The organism is Streptomyces sp. NPDC101191, from assembly GCF_044767915.1.
Lineage (GTDB): Bacteria > Actinomycetota > Actinomycetes > Streptomycetales > Streptomycetaceae > Streptomyces.
In genome coordinates, this window is record NZ_JBIWOU010000014.1 from 35,585 (window position 1) to 51,850 (window position 16,266).

16 protein-coding genes are annotated in these 16,266 nt (G+C 71.9%); 11 read left to right on the top strand and 5 right to left on the bottom strand.

The window, feature by feature from the left end; genetic code table 11:
• Positions 1-61: 61 nt before the first annotated feature.
• The gene (locus ACIRQF_RS35800) at positions 62-547 is read left to right on the top strand and encodes a GNAT family N-acetyltransferase (protein WP_376636957.1); all 486 of its coding nucleotides are present in this window, start codon (positions 62-64) and stop codon (positions 545-547) included.
• Positions 548-593: 46 nt separating this feature from the next.
• Here the strand turns inward: ACIRQF_RS35800 and ACIRQF_RS35805 are convergent, their stop codons facing one another.
• Positions 594-1,115, bottom strand: coding sequence for a GNAT family N-acetyltransferase (locus ACIRQF_RS35805; RefSeq protein ID WP_382482110.1), 522 nt, complete (start codon positions 1,113-1,115; stop codon positions 594-596).
• Between the two features lie 35 nt (positions 1,116-1,150).
• Positions 1,151-2,209, bottom strand: a complete 1,059-nt coding sequence (locus ACIRQF_RS35810) for a DUF6597 domain-containing transcriptional factor (protein WP_404098885.1) — start codon at positions 2,207-2,209, stop codon at positions 1,151-1,153.
• A 71-nt stretch (positions 2,210-2,280) separates the two neighbouring features.
• On the opposite strand from ACIRQF_RS35810, the gene ACIRQF_RS35815 reads away from it, so the two are divergent.
• Positions 2,281-2,856: a TIGR03086 family metal-binding protein gene (locus ACIRQF_RS35815; RefSeq protein ID WP_404098887.1), complete on the top strand. Its 576-nt coding sequence runs from the start codon at positions 2,281-2,283 to the stop codon at positions 2,854-2,856.
• Positions 2,857-2,980: 124 nt separating this feature from the next.
• Here ACIRQF_RS35815 and ACIRQF_RS35820 read toward each other — a convergent pair whose 3' ends face one another.
• Positions 2,981-3,223 (bottom strand): hypothetical protein, encoded by a 243-nt coding sequence (locus tag ACIRQF_RS35820; RefSeq protein WP_376636953.1) that lies wholly within the window; start codon positions 3,221-3,223, stop codon positions 2,981-2,983.
• 328 nt (positions 3,224-3,551) lie between these two features.
• Here ACIRQF_RS35820 and ACIRQF_RS35825 point away from each other — a divergent pair, with 328 nt between their 5' ends.
• Positions 3,552-4,391, top strand: coding sequence for an ABC transporter substrate-binding protein (locus tag ACIRQF_RS35825; protein WP_404098890.1), 840 nt, complete (start codon positions 3,552-3,554; stop codon positions 4,389-4,391).
• Positions 4,392-4,586: 195 nt separating this feature from the next.
• Here ACIRQF_RS35825 and ACIRQF_RS35830 read toward each other — a convergent pair whose 3' ends face one another.
• A complete protein-coding gene (locus ACIRQF_RS35830; RefSeq protein ID WP_376636995.1) occupies positions 4,587-4,976 on the bottom strand; it encodes a MerR family transcriptional regulator in 390 nt (129 codons plus the stop codon).
• A 165-nt stretch (positions 4,977-5,141) separates the two neighbouring features.
• Between ACIRQF_RS35830 and ACIRQF_RS35835 the strand changes: the two genes are divergently transcribed.
• The gene (locus ACIRQF_RS35835; protein WP_404098892.1) at positions 5,142-7,055 is read left to right on the top strand and encodes an APC family permease; all 1,914 of its coding nucleotides are present in this window, start codon (positions 5,142-5,144) and stop codon (positions 7,053-7,055) included.
• Positions 7,056-7,230: 175 nt separating this feature from the next.
• Here ACIRQF_RS35835 and ACIRQF_RS35840 read toward each other — a convergent pair whose 3' ends face one another.
• Positions 7,231-7,734, bottom strand: coding sequence for a hypothetical protein (locus tag ACIRQF_RS35840; RefSeq protein ID WP_376636994.1), 504 nt, complete (start codon positions 7,732-7,734; stop codon positions 7,231-7,233).
• A 909-nt stretch (positions 7,735-8,643) separates the two neighbouring features.
• Here ACIRQF_RS35840 and hemL point away from each other — a divergent pair.
• From hemL to ccsB, 7 genes are all read left to right on the top strand, one after another.
• A complete protein-coding gene (gene hemL / locus ACIRQF_RS35845; RefSeq protein ID WP_404098894.1) occupies positions 8,644-9,951 on the top strand; it encodes a glutamate-1-semialdehyde 2,1-aminomutase in 1,308 nt (435 codons plus the stop codon).
• Entirely contained in the window at positions 9,948-10,634 is a 687-nt protein-coding gene (locus ACIRQF_RS35850) for a histidine phosphatase family protein (protein WP_376636946.1), read from the top strand. The genes hemL and ACIRQF_RS35850 overlap by 4 nt, the downstream gene beginning before the upstream one ends.
• Positions 10,635-10,812: 178 nt before the next feature.
• Positions 10,813-12,069, top strand: a complete 1,257-nt coding sequence (locus ACIRQF_RS35855; protein ID WP_382482247.1) for a hypothetical protein — start codon at positions 10,813-10,815, stop codon at positions 12,067-12,069.
• Between the two features lie 78 nt (positions 12,070-12,147).
• Entirely contained in the window at positions 12,148-12,756 is a 609-nt protein-coding gene (locus ACIRQF_RS35860; RefSeq protein ID WP_389756084.1) for a TlpA family protein disulfide reductase, read from the top strand.
• Position 12,757: 1 nt separating this feature from the next.
• Positions 12,758-13,495, top strand: coding sequence for a cytochrome c biogenesis CcdA family protein (locus ACIRQF_RS35865; protein WP_404098897.1), 738 nt, complete (start codon positions 12,758-12,760; stop codon positions 13,493-13,495).
• Between the two features lie 10 nt (positions 13,496-13,505).
• The gene (locus tag ACIRQF_RS35870) at positions 13,506-15,185 is read left to right on the top strand and encodes a cytochrome c biogenesis protein ResB (RefSeq protein WP_382482127.1); all 1,680 of its coding nucleotides are present in this window, start codon (positions 13,506-13,508) and stop codon (positions 15,183-15,185) included.
• Positions 15,182-16,264 (top strand): c-type cytochrome biogenesis protein CcsB, encoded by a 1,083-nt coding sequence (gene ccsB, locus ACIRQF_RS35875; protein ID WP_389756088.1) that lies wholly within the window; start codon positions 15,182-15,184, stop codon positions 16,262-16,264. Before ACIRQF_RS35870 ends, ccsB begins: the two co-directional genes overlap by 4 nt.
• Positions 16,265-16,266: the final 2 nt, after the last annotated feature.

Here is a 16,266-nt window from a genome sequence, read left to right on the forward strand (position 1 = left end):
CGCTGCCAGGGAATTCGGGCCCACCCCCGCCACCCGCCCGGGCGCGCGGTACGGTCCCGGCATGAAGATCATCGACCTCGAGCCCGGCGACCCCCGTCTGGAGAGCGAGCTGCTCCCGGTCCTGCGCGAGCTGCGCCCCCACCTCACGCCGGAGCTGTTCGCCGAGGTGTACGCGACGGGGTACGCCCAGGGGCTGCGCTTCAGCGCCGCGTACGAGGAGCGGGCCGACGGGGGCGACGGGACGGACGGCGGCGACACGAGCGGCGGTGGCTGCGTCGGCGTGGCCGGCTGGCGGATCATCGTGAACACCAGCTCGGTGAAGAAGCTGTACGTCGACGACCTGGTCACCAAGGAGACCGCCCGCTCCACCGGCGTCGGCCACGCCCTCGTCGCCCACCTGGAAGGCCACGCGCGCGAGGCCGGCTGCTACGAGCTCAACCTGGACTCCGGCACCCACCGCACCGGAGCCCACCGCTTCTACCTGCGCGAGCGCTTCGACATCGTCGCCTTCCACTTCACCCGCGAGCTCGGGACGCCAGGCGAGTGACCGGCCGGGGCGGCCCGACGGAGCGGGCGGCCCGGCGGAGCGGCCGCTAGTCCGTGAGGTCGAGCCGCCAGGCGTTGCACCGTAGGGGGTTGCCCGGCGGGTACTCGAAGTCGCGCTCCCCGAGGAGTGTGAAACCGGCCTTGCGGCAGACCGCGTTCGAGGGTCCGTTGTCCGTGGACGGATAGGCGTACAGATGACGGAACCGACCCTCGGCGCGGGCCCGTTCCACCACCGCGCGCGTGGCGGCCGTCGCCACGCCCCGGCCCTGGCAGCCGGGCAGCACCGTCCAGCCCGTCTCGTACACCGGCTCCCCGTCCCAGGACGTCTCCCAGAAGCCGATCGAACCGGCCGCCGTCTCCTCGGGCAGCAGCACGATCCGGAACATGCTGCCCGGGCGGCCGGTGTCGGCGCTCAGCTCCACGTACCGCCGCTGGCGGGCGACGAGCTGCTCCTCCGACTCCGGGCCGCCCAGATGGCCCATCAACTCCGGCGCGTTGACGGCATGGAGCAGTGCGAAGTCCTCGTCCGACCACGGTTCGAGCCGGACCGGCATGCCATCGGTGTCCATGTCCGCACCCTAGGGCAGGGGTCTGACAACGTCCCTCACCGCTGCGCGTACCGGGCGTACGTGGTCGGCGGCACCCCGACCGTGGCCGTGAAGTCCCGTACGAGGTGGGCCTGGTCGCTGTAGCCCAGCTCGGCGGCGAGCCGGGCCCAGTCCGGGGGAGCGCTGGCGGAGCCGGCCTCGGCGCGTTCCAGGGCCTCGTGGATGCGGTAGCGGAGGATGACCCATTTGGGGCCGACGCCGACGTGCGCCGCGAACAGGCGCTGCAGCGAGCGCGACGAGAGTCCGGCGCTGCGGGCGAGGTCCGAGACCCGTCGCATGTCGCGGTCCGTGCGGACGAGGTCGACCAGGGCCATCGCCTGCTCGGCGGCGGCGAGGACGGCGGAGTCGTAGGCCGCGGCCGCGCCGCCCTCGGAGGCCGGCCCCGGCCCGGCCGTCGCGCGCTGCGTGGCCGGGTGCCGCTGCCCCGCCGCGGGGCCTTGCCCGGCCGTCGGGCTGTGCTCGTCCCCGGCCGTCGGACCGTGGTTTCCCCCGGCCGTCGGGCTGTGGTCTTCCCCGGCCGTCGGACCGTGGTCTCCCTCGGCCGTCGGACTGGGGTCTTCCCCGGCCGTCGGACCGTGGGCCAGGAGGAACGCGTCGAGCGCCGCCACGCGCGCGTGGTCGTCGTCGGGCGACAGGACGCGGGCCGGGTCCCGCGGATCCGCGGCCGGGAAGGCCTCGGTGAACGGCACGATCCGGCCCGTCCAGTGCGAGACCGGCCACGTCGGCGCGAAGGGGCGGAAGCCGCCGGGGCGGAACTGCACGCCGCAGACCCGGCCGCGGCCCGTGAGCTTCTTGGTGAAGAGCTCGAGCCCGACGCCGGAGACGACAGCGAGGTCGTCCGCCCCCTCGGAGCGCTCGAAGACGAGGTTCACCGAGGGGTGCGGGACGACATGGGACGCGTACGGCCCGGTCAGGTCCCAGTCGATCAGCCAGTAGTGCTCCAGATAGGGGCGCAGCCCGGGCGCCGGGGAGTACCGGCGGAAACGGACGCGGGCGAGGAGCTCGGCGGCGTCCACGATGCCCCGGGTGTCACGGCGCGGGCCTGGGGCGGTCATGTACCGCATGGTTTCCGCTCTGGCGCGTTTCTTCAAGACGGGACGGGGCGCCCGTCCGTAGCGTCGGCCGCATGACCTACCGCATCGCCGACCTGCTGGCCAACGCCGCCGTCCGTGCCGTCCCGCTGGTGCGCGACACCGCCGACGACGACCTGGGCGCGCCCACGCCGTGTGCCGACTACGACGTGCGCGGGCTGCTGAACCACCTCACGCACGTCATCGTGAACTTCCAGCTGCTGGCCGCCAAGCAGCCCTCCGACTTCTCCGGCCGGCCCGACTACCTGGCCGACCCCGACTGGCGTGCCCGTTTCGAGAAGGAGACCGCGCAGCTGGTCGCCGCGTGGGCCGAGCCCGGCGCGGACGAGGGGACGACCGGCGCGATGGACATGCCGGCGCGCACGGTCGCCTCGATGGTGCTGCTCGACCTGACCGTGCACGCCTGGGACCTGGCCAGGGCCACCGGCCGGACCTTCGCGCCGGACCCGGTGGTCGTGACGGAGCTGGCGGGCGAGGTGGAGCGGATGGCGCCCATGGCCCGCACGATGGGCGTTTTCGGGGAGCCGGTGGAGCTGCCGGCGGACGCCCCGGCCTTCGAGCGGCTGCTGGCGGTGACGGGGCGCGATCCGCGGGCGTGGGCGACGGCGTGAGGGCGGGCGTGGGCGAGGGCGTCAGGGTGGGTGCGGGCGACGGCGTGAGGGCGTCAGGGTGGGCGCGGGCGACGGCGTGAGGGTGGGTGCGGGCGACGGCGTCAGGGCGGGCGCGGCGCCCCGCTCAGCGCAGGTGGCCGGGCGCGCCGAGGGAGAGGCGGGAGACGACCTGGTCGAAGGTGCGCTCCTCGGCGGGGGTGAGCGCGACCGACTCGTGCGGGTGCCAGACCCGCTCCAGCGGCGTGCTCGCCCGTTCGCGGCGGGCGCGGGCCCGCAGGCCCAGGGCCACCCATACCGCCGCCGACACGGCGACAAGGCCGAACAGGGTGATCACGCGAGGGTCCGGGAACTGGCCGGGCACGGTCATGGCTGACTCCAGGGCGCGGGCGCGTACGGCCGGTGCGCGCCCTGGCGGGCGGCGGCACGCGCGCGTACGGGGCTGACGATTCCTCCTGCTTCCTCCCGATCCGTTCAGTTAACACCACCCCGGGGGCCTTTCGGCAAGGGGGGCCGGGACCAAAGTCCCATGGCGCCTGCCCCGGGGCAGGCCCTCTTGTGCGGGCCGGGGAACCGCTTCAAGGTGGCGGGGACGGAGATTTCCGGCCGGGGAGGGAGCAGCCGCCATGTCGGACGCGACGGGCTCGGACACGACGGGGACATCGGCCGCGGACCCAGGAGACGGGGGCGGTCCGGGCATGTGGGGTTTCACTGACGACCGGGGTACGGGCCTGACGGCCACGCGCGCGCCGGAGCGGGTGGTGGCCTACGTACGGGCCGGCGCCGCCCTGCTCGACCTGGGGATACGGCCGGTCGCGGTCTACGGCTCCGGGCACGACGGCGACCTGCTCGACCCGGTCAAGGCGGGCGGCCTCGCGGCGGCGGGCGTGCCGTACCTGGGGCCCGGGCGGGCCCTGGACGAGGCCCGCGTGCGCGAACTGGCCGATCTGGGCGGCGTCGACCTGGTGGTGGACCTGACGTACGACGGCAAGAGTCCGTACGCGCTGGACGAGGCGGCGGCGGAGCGGCTCGGAGTGCCGCTCGTCGCGCTGTCCGTGGGGAGCGAGCTGCCCCTGGCGGCGATCGTCGGCCGCTTCGTGGAGCTGGCGGGTGCGCTGGGGGCGGCGGACGGCGCGGCGGCGCGGGAGCGGACGGCCGGTGCCGAGGCCGCGCTGCGCGCGGTGGCGGGGCGCTCGGAGCTGACCGTGCTCGCGCTGTCGGGCGCGGGCCCGGAGCAGGTGTACCTGGCCCGGCCGCACGCCTGGCCGGAGCTGGCCCGGCTCGCGGAGCTGGGCGTCCGGTTCGTCGATCCGGGCCCGGGGCCGGGCGCGAGCTGGCTGACCACGGACTGGGAGTACGCCGTGGGGCTCGGCCCCGACCTGGTGCTCTTCGACAGCCGGGCGAACGCGGTGCCCCCGCACCGGGTCCCGCCGGGCGCCCGGCTCGCGCCGTGGAACCCGGAGACGCCGCCCAGCCCCTCCGCGTACGCGCGCTTCTTCCAGGATCTGACGGCGGCCTTGGAGGACCGCGAGCCCTGAGACCCGCCACCGCCACCGCGGCGTGCCCGCATCCGCCACCGCCACCATGGCCGTGTCCGCATCCGGCATCGCCACGACCACCATGGCCGTGACCGCATCCGCCCTCGCGTCGGTGGTCGCCACGGCCACGGCCACGGCCACGGCCACGGCCCCCGCCACCGCCTCGGCCACCGCCCTGGCGGTGGCCGTACGCGATTACGGCAGCCGGGCCCGCAGCGAGTTCGCGAACTCCTCGGCCCGGGCCAGCTGGGCGCGGAGTTCCGCGACGCGTTCGGCCGCGGCCTGTTCGTAGCCGCGGACGCGGGCGAGGAGGGTGGCGCGGACGACGGGGTCGAGTTCGTCGGGGGTGTCGGGCGCGTCGGCGGCGAGGCGGTCCACGGCGGTGAGGAGCTCGCGGGTCTCGTCGAGGGTGAAGCCGAGCGGCTTCATCCGGCGGATCACCATCAGACGGGCCACGTCGGCGTCCGTGTAGAGCGGGAAGCCGCCCTCGGACGCGGCGGACGGGACGACGAGCCCGCTGTCCTCGTACTGGCGGATGGTGCGCAGGGACAGTTCCGTCCGCTCCGCGACCTCGCCGATCTTCATGGGGCGCGCTGTGGGCACAGTGCTCAGCACTTCGGGTCCTTCCTCGTGCGGGGTCCCGCCGGGGCGCCGACGGGCGCGGCATCCGCGCATTACATCCGATTCGTCCTAACTTCAGCACTTATGAGAGCGTGAAGTGCGGCGAAACGCCTGCTGGTAGGACGTCCGTTGGACAGCGCGCGGCTCGGCGAGACCCTGTTGCCCAAACGTCTCGCCCTGCCGATCTTCTGCAGCGACCCGCTCTCCTCCGTCGCGTACGCCACGGAGGAGATCCTGCTGATCCTGGCCCTCGGCGGCCTCGCCGTCCTCCATCTGGCCTGGTACGCGGCGGTCGGCATCGTCGTCCTGCTGCTCGTGGTGGTCGCCTCGTACCGGCAGACCTGTTACGCGTACCCGGGCGGCGGCGGGGCGTACGTCGTCGCCGCGGAGAACCTGGGCACGACGGCGGCCCTCACCGCCGCGAGTGCGCTGCTCATCGACTACGTGATGACCGTCGCGGTCTCGGTCGTGTCCGGTGTCGCCGCCATCACGTCCGCCGCGCCCGCGCTCGACGCCCACGCCACCCTTCTGTCGGTGGCCTTCGTGGTGCTGCTGGCCTGGCTGAACCTGCGCGGGGTGCGCGAGTCGGGCCGGTGGTTCGCCGTTCCCACGTACGCGTTCATCGCCGTGATCTACCTGATGTTCGCGGTCGCGGCGGTGCGGACGGCGACCGGCGCCACGATCCGAGCCGAGTCGGCGGACCTGCCGGTCGACGCGGTCTCCACCTACTCGGGCATCGCCCTCGTCCTCCTCGGCCTGCGCGCCTTCGCCTCCGGCTGCACGGCGCTGACCGGCGTCGAGGCGATCAGCAACGGCGTACCCGCCTTCGAGAGGCCCAAGAGCCGCAACGCCGCCATGACCCTGGCGATCATGGGGGGCTTCGCCGCGACCATGTTCTTCGGCATCACGGTGCTGGCCATGGCCTACCACGTGCACGTCGCCGAGGACCCCACCGAACTGGGGCTGCCGCCCGGCACCCCGACGTCCACCGCGCTGGCCCAGATCGGCCGCGCCACCTTCGGCGACTGGCACGTGCTCTTCTACGCCCTCCAGGCCGTCACCGCGGGCATCCTCGTGCTGGCGGCCAACACCGCCTTCAACGGCTTCCCGATGCTCGCCTCCGTCCTGGGGCGCGACCGCTTCGCACCCCGGCAGCTCGTGCACCGCGGAGACCGGCTCGTCTACTCCAACGGCATCGTCCTCCTCGCCCTCACCGCCATCGCCCTGATCGTCGCCTTCGACGCCAACCTCACCCGGCTCATCCAGCTCTACATCCTGGGCGTCTTCGTCTCCTTCACCCTGTCCCAGGCGGGCATGGTCAAGCACTGGCGGCGAGAACTCGCCACACCGACAGGCTCCGGCGACCGCGGCCGGATCCTGCGGCGGCTTGCGATCAACGCGTTCGGGGCGTGCCTCACGGCCGTGGTCCTCGTCATCGTCCTCGTCACGAAGTTCACGCACGGCGCCTGGATCGTCGTCCTCGCCATGCCGGTCCTCTTCGCCGGGATGAAGGGCGTGCGCCGGCACTACGACACCGTCGCCGCCGAGGTCGCCGTCGCCCCCGACGCCCACCCGCGGCCGCTGGCGGAGAACCACGTCCTCGTCCTCGTGTCCTCCGTCAACGCGCCCAGCCTGCGTGCCCTGTCGTACGCGAAGACCCTGAAGCCGGCCTCCCTCACGGCCGTCACGGTCGCCGAGGACCCGGCGGAGGCGGAGCTGCTGCGCGCCGCGTGGGAGGCCCACGGCATCGACGTCCCGCTCCAGGTCCTGGACTCCCCCTACCGCGCGGTCGTCCAGCCGCTCCTGCGGCACATCCGCGACGTGCCGGAGCGGGGCACGGACTCGGTCGTGTCGGTGGTCATCCCCGAGTACGTCGTCGGCCGCTGGTGGGAGCAGCCCCTGCACAACCAGAGCGCGTTGCGGCTCAAGACGCGGTTGCTGTTCATGAAGAACGTCGTCGTCATCGACGTGCCGTACCGGCTGGCCTCGGCGCGGGAACTGGCGAAGGCGGAGGCGGAGGCCACGGCCTCCCGGTCGACCTGAGGCGCGGGGGCGGGGGTGCGGCGGTCAGCAGGAAGGGGTGGGGGTGGCGCTCACGGCCTGGACGCCCCAGTCGAGGCGCCGCAGACCGTCCCCGCCGGCCTCCTACGGGCTGTCCAGCACCGTCACGTCCGACTCCGCGTGGTCCGTCGTCAGCAGAGCCGCATTATGGCAGGGGCTACGGCCACACCAGGCAGTACGGCTGGTGGCCGGCCTCGTGCAGGCGGTGGCTGAAGTCCTGCCACTCGTGGAGGAGTTGGTAGACGTTGAACGCGTCCTGGGGGCCGCCCCGGTCCGGGACGGTGGACCAGATGAAGGCGGCGGCGCCGACCGACTCCTCGCCGATGCCGCGGAGCGGGTCGACGACGGTCATGGGGAGCTTCACCACGGCGTAGTCGGGGTGCAGGACGACCAGTTCCAGCGGGGGGACCTTGTGCAGGGGCATGCCCTGGATGCCGGTGAGGACCATCGCGGCTATGGTCTCCGGCTTGATCTTGGTGAACATGCCGCCCATGCCGAGCTCGTCGCCGCCCAGCTCCTCGGGCCGCATCGAGATCGGGACGCGGGCCGCCGTCGCGCCGTCGGGCGCGCCGAAGTACTTGTACGTCACCCCCAACGGGCCACTCCCGCCACTCCCGCCACTCGGACCACTCAGCCTGCGGAGGCTGTTCAGGCCATTCAGCCCGCTCCCCCCGCCCGCTGTCGAGTCCTCCGCCGGACCGGCTTCCCGGGCCGCCCGGGCGCGCCGGGCGCGGGCGCGGCCGAGCCGGGACTCGTCCGCGGGCCGGTCTCCCGGCTGGTCGCCGGGGTGGGCGGGGTCGCCGGGGGCCGGGTTTCCGGGCCGTGCGTCGGACCTCGCCTCGGCACGCGGATCGGAGGGGGACTCGCGCCGTGCGTCGGGGCGGGCGGTGGGGCGGGTCTCCGGGCGGGCGGCCGGGCGCGCGTCGGGGCGGGTGTCGGACTTCGGCTCGAACCTCGCGTCGGGGCGCGGCTCGGGTCGCTGCTCGCCTCTCACGTCGCCGCTCCTGGGGTCGCTCGATCGGAAGTCGCCGGGCCGGAGGTCGCCGGGCCGGAGGTCGCCGGGCCTCGCGTCGCCGCGCGACTCGCCCGGCCGCGGCACGTCCCTCGGCGAGTCGATGTTCCTGGGGGAGTCGCCGCTCCTGGACGCGTCGGCGCCCCGGGGATTCTCGCCGCCCGTCCGCGGTTCGTTCGCCCTCGGCTCCTCGGTCCTCCGGCGCCGGTGCCTCCCCCGCCGGACAGGGTCGGGACCCAGGTCGTCAGTCCCCTCGCCCGGTCCGCCACCGCGATGCATATCTCCACCCGACTGCTGTTCCAGGCCGTGCGTCTCCGCCGCGCGACCCGATCATCGTGACAGTGACCTCCCCCGCGGTCGTGCGGTGAAACACCTGTCCGCAAGATCGCCGTGGCCTCTGACACCATGGATTCCGTGAGCCATCCCTATGACGCCCCAGTTTCGCAGACGCGGAGGACGGACGCCTTGGCGTAATTCACAGGGAGCCCTCACCGTCCCCCCGTCCGTTCCTCCTCCGCCCCTTCGTACACGACGTCGTTCTCGCAGGTCAGGATCACAGTGCCGTATTCATACGAAGCCCCAGTCTCACAGACGCTTTTCGACCGCGCCTCCCTTGTGACGCCCGGCGGCGTGAACTCTCCGGTGCGAGCCTTCCGGGCCGTGGGCGGTACGCCCCGGTTCATGGTGTCCGGCACCGGTCCGTACCTCACCGATGCGGACGGTCGCGAGTACGTCGACCTCGTCTGCTCGTGGGGACCGATGATTCTCGGCCACGCGCACCCGGAGGTGACCGCGGCCGTGCACGAGGCCGTGGCCCGCGGGACGTCGTTCGGTACGCCGGGCGAGGGCGAGGTCGCCCTCGCCGAGGAGATCGTCTCCCGGATCGAGCCGGTGGAGCAGGTGCGGCTGGTCTCCAGCGGGACCGAGGCGACCATGTCCGCCATCCGGCTCGCCCGTGGCTTCACCGGCCGCGCCAAGGTCGTCAAGTTCGCCGGCTGCTACCACGGCCACGTGGACGCGCTGCTCGCCGCGGCCGGCTCCGGCGTGGCCACCTTCGGGCTGCCCGACACGCCCGGCGTGACCGGCGCGCAGGCCGGGGACACGATCGTGCTGCCGTACAACGACCTGGAGGCCGTGCACGAGGCCTTCCACCGGTACCCGGGCGAGATCGCCTGTGTGATCACCGAGGCCTCGCCGGGCAACATGGGCGTCGTCCCGCCGCTGCCCGGGTTCAACCAGGGGCTCAAGGACGCCTGCGCGAAGAACGGGGCGCTCTACATCTCCGACGAGGTCATGACCGGCTTCCGCACCTCGCGGGCCGGCTGGTACGGCGTCGACGGCGTGAAGCCCGACCTGATGACCTTCGGCAAGGTCATGGGCGGCGGCTTCCCGGCGGCGGCGTTCGGCGGCCGCGCCGACGTCATGGGGCACCTCGCCCCGGCCGGGCCCGTCTACCAGGCCGGCACGCTCTCCGGTAACCCGGTCGCCACCGCGGCCGGGCTCGCGCAGCTCCGGCTGCTGGACGCCGCCGCCTACGAGAAGGTCGACGCCGTCTCGAAGGAGATCCAGGGGCTCGTCTCGGACGCGCTCACCAAGGAGGGGGTCGCGCACCGGCTGCAGACCGCCTCCAACATGTTCTCCGTCTTCTTCACCTCCGACGAGGTGCGGAACTACGACGACGCGAAGAAGCAGGAGGCCTTCCGCTTCAACGCCTTCTTCCACTCGATGCTCGCGGACGGCGTCTACCTGCCGCCGTCGGCCTTCGAGTCCTGGTTCGTGTCCGCGGCCCACGACGAGCGGGCGGTCGAGCGCATCGCCGCCGCCCTGCCGGCCGCCGCCCGCGCCGCCGCGGAGGCCACGTCATGAGCGAGCCCAACGGAGACATCACCGTCGTCCACCTGATGCGGCACGGCGAGGTGCACAATCCGGACGGCGTGCTGTACGGACGCCGGACCGGCTACCACCTGTCCGAGCTGGGGCGGCAGATGGCCGACCGGGTCGCCGAGCACCTCGCGGGGCGGGACATCACCCATGTCGTCGCCTCGCCGCTGGAGCGCGCGCAGGAGACGGCGGCCCCGGTCGCCAAGACCCACGGCCTGGACCTGGCCACGGACGAGCGGCTCATCGAGGCGGCGAACGTCTTCGAGGGCAAGACCTTCGGGGTCGGTGACGGCGCGCTGCGCAAGCCGGGCAACTGGAAGCACCTGACCAACCCCTTCAAGCCGTCCTGGGGTGAGCCGTACGTCGAGCAGGTCGTGCGCATGATGGGCGCGCTGGACGCGGCGAAGGACGCGGCCCGCGGCCACGAGGCGGTCTGCGTGAGCCACCAGCTGCCGATCTGGATCGTGCGCAGCTTCGTGGAGAAGCGCCGGCTGTGGCACGACCCGCGGCGCCGGCAGTGCACGCTGGCCTCGCTGACCTCGTTCACGTACCAGGGCGACAAGATCGTGTCGGTCGGGTACAGCGAGCCGGCCCTCGACCTGGTGCCGGCGCACCTGCGGGCCGGGGCCAAGCCGGTCCCGGGGAAGGCGAAGGCGTTCGGGGCGTAGCCGTAGCGGTACTTCTCGCTCCATCATCAGGGCGACCGGGCATGTATGCCGTCCGGTCGCCCTGAAATTTTTGTGCTATTTCCCGGAACCTCCGTGTTCCTCCCGCCATCTCACTCATTGTCGGTTTGGATGACGTTGAGGTCATACGTCAAGCGCGAATGGGGATGTCATGCGCGAGATCAGTCGGATCAGCAGGAGGAGGCTTCTCGGGGCGGGCGTCGGTGCGGCGGCGGCGCTGGGAGTGGCGAGTGTCGCCGGCTGCAGCACCGACGAACCGGAGAAGGGGCGTTCCGGTCCGGGCAAGGGCGGCGACGCCGGCGGTCCGGACGCCACCGCCACGCCCACCCGTGACGACGGCCGTCTCATCGGTGACGGTTCCACCTCCGACACCGGAAAGCAGCCCCACCAGCCCGACACCCCCGTGCCGCTCGAACCCGGTCAGACCCCGCCGCAGTTCGTGATCTTCTCCTGGGACGGCGCCGGCGAGGTCGGCAACGGCCTCTTCCCGCGCTTCCTGGAGCTCGCCAAGAACCACGACGCGGCCATGACCTTCTTCCTCTCCGGGATCTATCTCCTGCCCGAGTCGAAGAAGGACCTCTACCGCCCGCCGAACAACCGCGTCGGCGCCTCCGACATCGGCTACCTGACCGACGACCACGTCAAGCAGACGCTGAAGTACGTGCGCCAGGCCTGGCTCGAGGGCCACGAGATCGGCACCCACTTCAACGGGCACTTCTGCGGCGGCTCCGGCTCCGTCGCCAACTGGACCCCCGCCGACTGGCAGAACGAGATCGACCAGGCCATCGGCTTCGTCACGAAGTGGAAGACCCACAGCGGCTGGACCGACCTCGACCCGCTGCCCTTCGACTACACCAAGGAACTCGTCGGCGGCCGCACCCCCTGTCTGCTCGGCCAGGACAACCTGCTCCCCACCGCCAAGCGGCTCGGCTGGCGCTACGACGCCAGCTCGCCCGGCGGCCGCCAGACGTGGCCGGTCAAGCGGGGCGGGGTGTGGGACCTGCCGCTGCAGGCCGTGCCGTTCCCCGGGCACTCCTTCGAGGTCCTGTCCATGGACTACAACATGCTCGCCAACCAGTCGAAGAACTCGACGAAGGGCATGCCCTCGCGCTATCCCGGCTGGCGCAGGCAGGCCGCCGAGGCCTACCTCGCGGGCTTCGACCGCGCCTACGAGTCCAACCGCGCGCCCTTCTACATCGGCAACCACTTCGAGCAGTGGAACGGCGGCATCTACATGGACGCCGTCGAGGAGGCGCTCAAGGGGATGGCCGGGAAGAAGGACGTCCGGCTCGTCTCCTTCAAGCAGTTCTGCGACTGGCTGGACGTCCAGGACCCGAAGATCCTCGCCAAGCTCCGTAGCCTGGAGGTCGGCCAGACCCCGGCGGGCGGCTGGAACGCGTTCCTCCGGCCGGCTTAGGCGATCTTGACAACGGGCGTTACGGGCACGTAGTGGGGGTGCCCAAGATCGGCGAATCGCCCATGCGAAACTTTTCACATGAGTCTTAGCCGCGTCCCCCGTCGCACCCTGCTGACGGCCGGCGTCCTCGCCGCCGCGCTCGCGCTGACCGCCTGCAGCTCCGACTCCAAGGGCAGGTCGGGCGGCGGCGGCGACACCAACTTCGTGACCAACACGGGTGGTGTCTCCACCGTCGCCAAGGGCGAGCGCCAGGCGCCGAAGAAGATCGCCGGAGAGACCCTCGAGGGCGAGCGGCTCGACGTCGCCGATCTCAAGGGCAAGGTCGTCGTCCTCAACGTCTGGGGCTCCTGGTGCGCCCCGTGCCGCGCCGAGGCGCCGCACTTCGCGAAGGTCTCCAAGGAGTACAAGGCCAAGGGCGTCGAGTTCGTCGGGATCAACACCCGCGACAACGACGGCAAGGACAAGCCGCTCTCCTTCGAGTCGGAGTTCGGGATCGACTACCCGAGCCTCTACGACCCCGTCGGCAAGATCATCCTCAACGGCTTCCCCAAGGGATCCCTCATCCCGCAGGCCATCCCCTCCACCATCGTCCTCGACAAGGACGGGAAGATCGCGGCCCGCTCGCTCATGGCGCTCGACGAGACGAAGCTCAAGTCCGTGATCGACCCGCTGGTCGCGGAGAAGTGACGTGAACGAGACGGTCTTCAGCGGAGCGCTCCTCCTCGCGCTGCCCATCGCCGCGCTCGGAGGGCTCGTCTCCTTCTTCTCGCCGTGCGTCCTGCCCCTGGTTCCCGGCTACCTGAGCTACGTGACCGGCGTCACCGGCACCGACCTCGGTGAGGCCCGGCGCGGCCGGATGACCGCGGGCGCCGCCCTCTTCGTCCTCGGCTTCTCCGCCGTCTTCGTCTCCACCGGTGCGCTGTTCGGCTTCTTCGGCTGGACCCTCCAGGAGCACCGCGAGACCCTCACCACCGTCCTCGGCGTGCTCATGATCCTCATGGGCGTGTTCTTCCTGGGCCTCATGCCCTGGTTCACCCAGCGCGAGTTCCGCTTCCACAAGAAGCCCGTCACCGGTCTCGTCGGCGCGCCGCTGCTCGGCGCGCTCTTCGGCATCGGCTGGACCCCCTGCATCGGCCCGACCCTCGCGGCCGTGAACGCGCTCGCCGCGAACGAGGCCAGTGCCGGGCGCGGGGCGATACTGACCGTCGCGTACTGTTTCGGGCTCGGTGTCCCGTTCATCCTCACCGCCGTCGCCTTCCGCAAGGCGCTCGGCGCGTTCAGCTGGGTGAAGAAGCACTACGCGTGGGTGATGCGGATCGGCGGCGGCATGATGATCGTGACCGGGGTCCTGCTGCTCACAGGCGCATGGGACACCATGGTCTCCACGATGCAGGGCTGGTCCAGCGGTTTCACGGTGGGGATCTGAGAGTTCCGAGATGAGCAAGACCGATACGACAGAGCAGCGCGACCCGGGCCACGGCGAGGCCGGCTCCCAGCTGTCCACCGCCCCCGTCGAGGACCTCACCATCGGCGGCCCGACCCTCGGCCCCTTCGGCTGGGTCCGCTGGTTCTGGCGTCAGCTGACGTCCATGCGGGTCGCGCTGATCCTCCTCTTCATGCTCTCGCTCGGCTCGATCCCGGGCTCCCTCATCCCGCAGACCAGCGCGGACGAGCTGAAGGTGCGCACCTTCAAGGAGGCCCACGAGACGCTCGCGCCGATCTACGAGAAGCTCCAGCTCTTCGACGTCTACAGCTCGGTGTGGTTCTCCGCGATCTACATCCTGCTGTTCGTCTCCCTCATCGGCTGCATCGTGCCGCGCACCTGGCAGTTCGTCGGCCAGCTCCGCAGCCGTCCGCCGGGCGCCCCGAAGCGGCTCAACCGGCTGCCCGCGTACACGACGTGGCGCACCGAGGCCGAGCCCGAGCAGGTCCGGGCGGCCGCGCTCGCGATGCTCAAGGGCCGCCGCTACCGCGCCCACACCGCCGGTGACGCCGTCGCCGCCGAGAAGGGCTATCTGCGCGAGACCGGCAACCTGGTCTTCCACGTCGCGCTGATCGTGATGCTGGTGGCCTTCGCCTGGGGCGTGATGTTCAAGTCCGAGGGCGGCAAGCTGATCGTGGAGGGCGACGGCTTCTCCAACACGCTCACGCAGTACGACGACTTCAAGTCCGGCTCGCAGTTCGGCGTCGACGAGCTGGAGCCGTTCGGCTTCAGCCTCGACAGCTTCACCGGCACCTACGAGAAGAACGGCCCGCAGCGCGGCACCCCCCGCACCTTCGAGGCGGCCGTCCGCTACACCGAGGGCGACGGGGCGGAGAAGAAGACCGTCATCCGGGTCAACGAGCCGCTGAAGGTCGGCGACGCGAAGGTCTTCCTGATCGCCCACGGGTACGCGCCCGTCGTCACCGTCAAGGACGGCCGGGGCAAGGTCGTCTACCGCGGCGCCGTCCCGCTGCTGCCCTTCGACAACAACCTCACCTCCACGGGCGCGATCAAGGTGATGGACGGCTACCGCGACAAGAACGGCAAGAAGGAGCAGCTGGGCTTCAACGCCTTCTTCGTGCCGACCTTCGCCGGAGCCGGCAAGGGGCAGATGTTCTCGCAGTTCCCGGCGCTCGGCTTCCCCGTGATGGCCGTCACCGGCTACCACGGCGATCTGCGCGTCGACTCCGGTCTGCCGCAGAACGTGTACCAGCTGGACACCTCCAAGATGAAGCAGTTCAAGGTCGAGGGAGGCACGGGCAGCGCCAACCGGCTGCTGCCCGGCGAGACCATGACGCTGCCCGACGGGGCCGGCTCGATCACCTTCGAGAAGGAGATCAAGGAGTGGGCCAGCTTCTCGATCACCCAGCAGCCCGGCAACGGTCTCGCCCTCGCCGGGGCGGTGGCCGCGATCGCCGGACTCAGCGGCTCGCTGTTCATCCAGCGGCGCCGGGTCTGGGTCCGGGCCGTACGGGGCGAGGACGGCGTCACCGTCGTCGAGATGGCGGGCCTGGGCCGGAGCGAGTCCGCCAGGCTGCCCGAGGAGCTGGCCGAGCTCGCGGTCACGCTCACCACCGAGGCGCCGACCGCGCCGGAACCCGCAGAAGAACCTGTCGAAGGGGCTGAGAAGTGAATCTCGCCGCCACCACCAACGAGAGCATGGCGCAGATGAGCAACACGCTCATCTACTCCTCGATGGCCGTCTACACCCTGGCCTTCCTGCTCTACATCGCCGAGTGGGTGCTCGGCAGCCGCAGCAAGGTCGCCCGGACGGCGGCCGCGCTGACCGGCCCCGAGGCGGCCGACCGGGCTCCGTCGGTCACGGTCCAGGCCTCGGCGGGCGGCACGGCGGTCCTCGACCGCCCGAAGGTCGTCGTGCGTTCCGCGGCCGGCTCCCGGGACGTGCCCGACGGCCCCGGCGCTGCCGGTGGCACGGTCAAGGGCGACCTGTACGGCCGGATGGCGGTCTCGCTGACCGTCCTCGCCTTCGCGATCCAGGCGGCGAGCGTGGTCGTCCGCGCGCTGGCCGTGCAGCGGGCCCCCTGGGGCAACATGTACGAGTTCTCCACCACCTTCTCCACGGTGGCGGTCGGCGCCTTCCTCGCCTTCCTCCTCGCCCGGAAGAACGTCCGCTGGATCGGCCTGCCCCTGGTCACCGTGGTCCTCCTCGACCTCGGCCTGGCCACGACGGTGCTCTACACCGAGAGCGACCAGCTGGTCCCCGCGCTGCACTCGTACTGGATGTGGATCCACGTCTCGACCGCGATCATCTGCGGTGCGGTGCTCTTCCTGGGGGCCGTCGCCACGGCGGCGTACCTGCTGCGCGACTCGTACGAGAACAAGCTCGCGAACGGCGGAACGCCCGGCGCCTTCACCCGTTCCGTGCTGGAGCGGCTGCCGGCCGCGTCGACGCTGGACAAGTTCGCCTACCGCGTCAACGCTGCGACGTTCCCGCTGTGGACCTTCACGATCATCGCGGGCGCGATCTGGGCCGGCGACGCGTGGGGCCGCTACTGGGGCTGGGACGCCAAGGAGGTCTGGGCCTTCATCACCTGGGTGGGCTACGCGGCGTACCTGCACGCCCGGGCCACCGCCGGCTGGAAGGGCCGCAAGGCCGCGTACATCGCGCTCATCGCCTTCGGCTGCTTCCTCTTCAACTACTACGGCGTCAACATCTTCGTCAGCAGCAAGCACTCCTACGCGGGCGTCTGACC

What these genes read in the sequence shown, in the direction of transcription:
- ACIRQF_RS35800 (WP_376636957.1), top strand. Translation starts at nt 62, where the DNA reads ATGAAGATCATCGACCTCGAGCCCGGCGACCCCCGTCTGGAGAGCGAG.
- ACIRQF_RS35810 (WP_404098885.1), bottom strand. Translation starts at nt 2,209, where the DNA reads ATGACCGCCCCAGGCCCGCGCCGTGACACCCGGGGCATCGTGGACGCC.
- ACIRQF_RS35815 (WP_404098887.1), top strand. Translation starts at nt 2,281, where the DNA reads ATGACCTACCGCATCGCCGACCTGCTGGCCAACGCCGCCGTCCGTGCC.
- ACIRQF_RS35860 (WP_389756084.1), top strand. Translation starts at nt 12,148, where the DNA reads ATGAGTCTTAGCCGCGTCCCCCGTCGCACCCTGCTGACGGCCGGCGTC.
- ACIRQF_RS35850 (WP_376636946.1), top strand. Translation starts at nt 9,948, where the DNA reads ATGAGCGAGCCCAACGGAGACATCACCGTCGTCCACCTGATGCGGCAC.
- ACIRQF_RS35870 (WP_382482127.1), top strand. Translation starts at nt 13,506, where the DNA reads ATGAGCAAGACCGATACGACAGAGCAGCGCGACCCGGGCCACGGCGAG.
- ACIRQF_RS35805 (WP_382482110.1), bottom strand. Translation starts at nt 1,115, where the DNA reads ATGGACACCGATGGCATGCCGGTCCGGCTCGAACCGTGGTCGGACGAG.
- ACIRQF_RS35820 (WP_376636953.1), bottom strand. Translation starts at nt 3,223, where the DNA reads ATGACCGTGCCCGGCCAGTTCCCGGACCCTCGCGTGATCACCCTGTTC.
- ACIRQF_RS35830 (WP_376636995.1), bottom strand. Translation starts at nt 4,976, where the DNA reads ATGAAGATCGGCGAGGTCGCGGAGCGGACGGAACTGTCCCTGCGCACC.
- ACIRQF_RS35825 (WP_404098890.1), top strand. Translation starts at nt 3,552, where the DNA reads ATGTGGGGTTTCACTGACGACCGGGGTACGGGCCTGACGGCCACGCGC.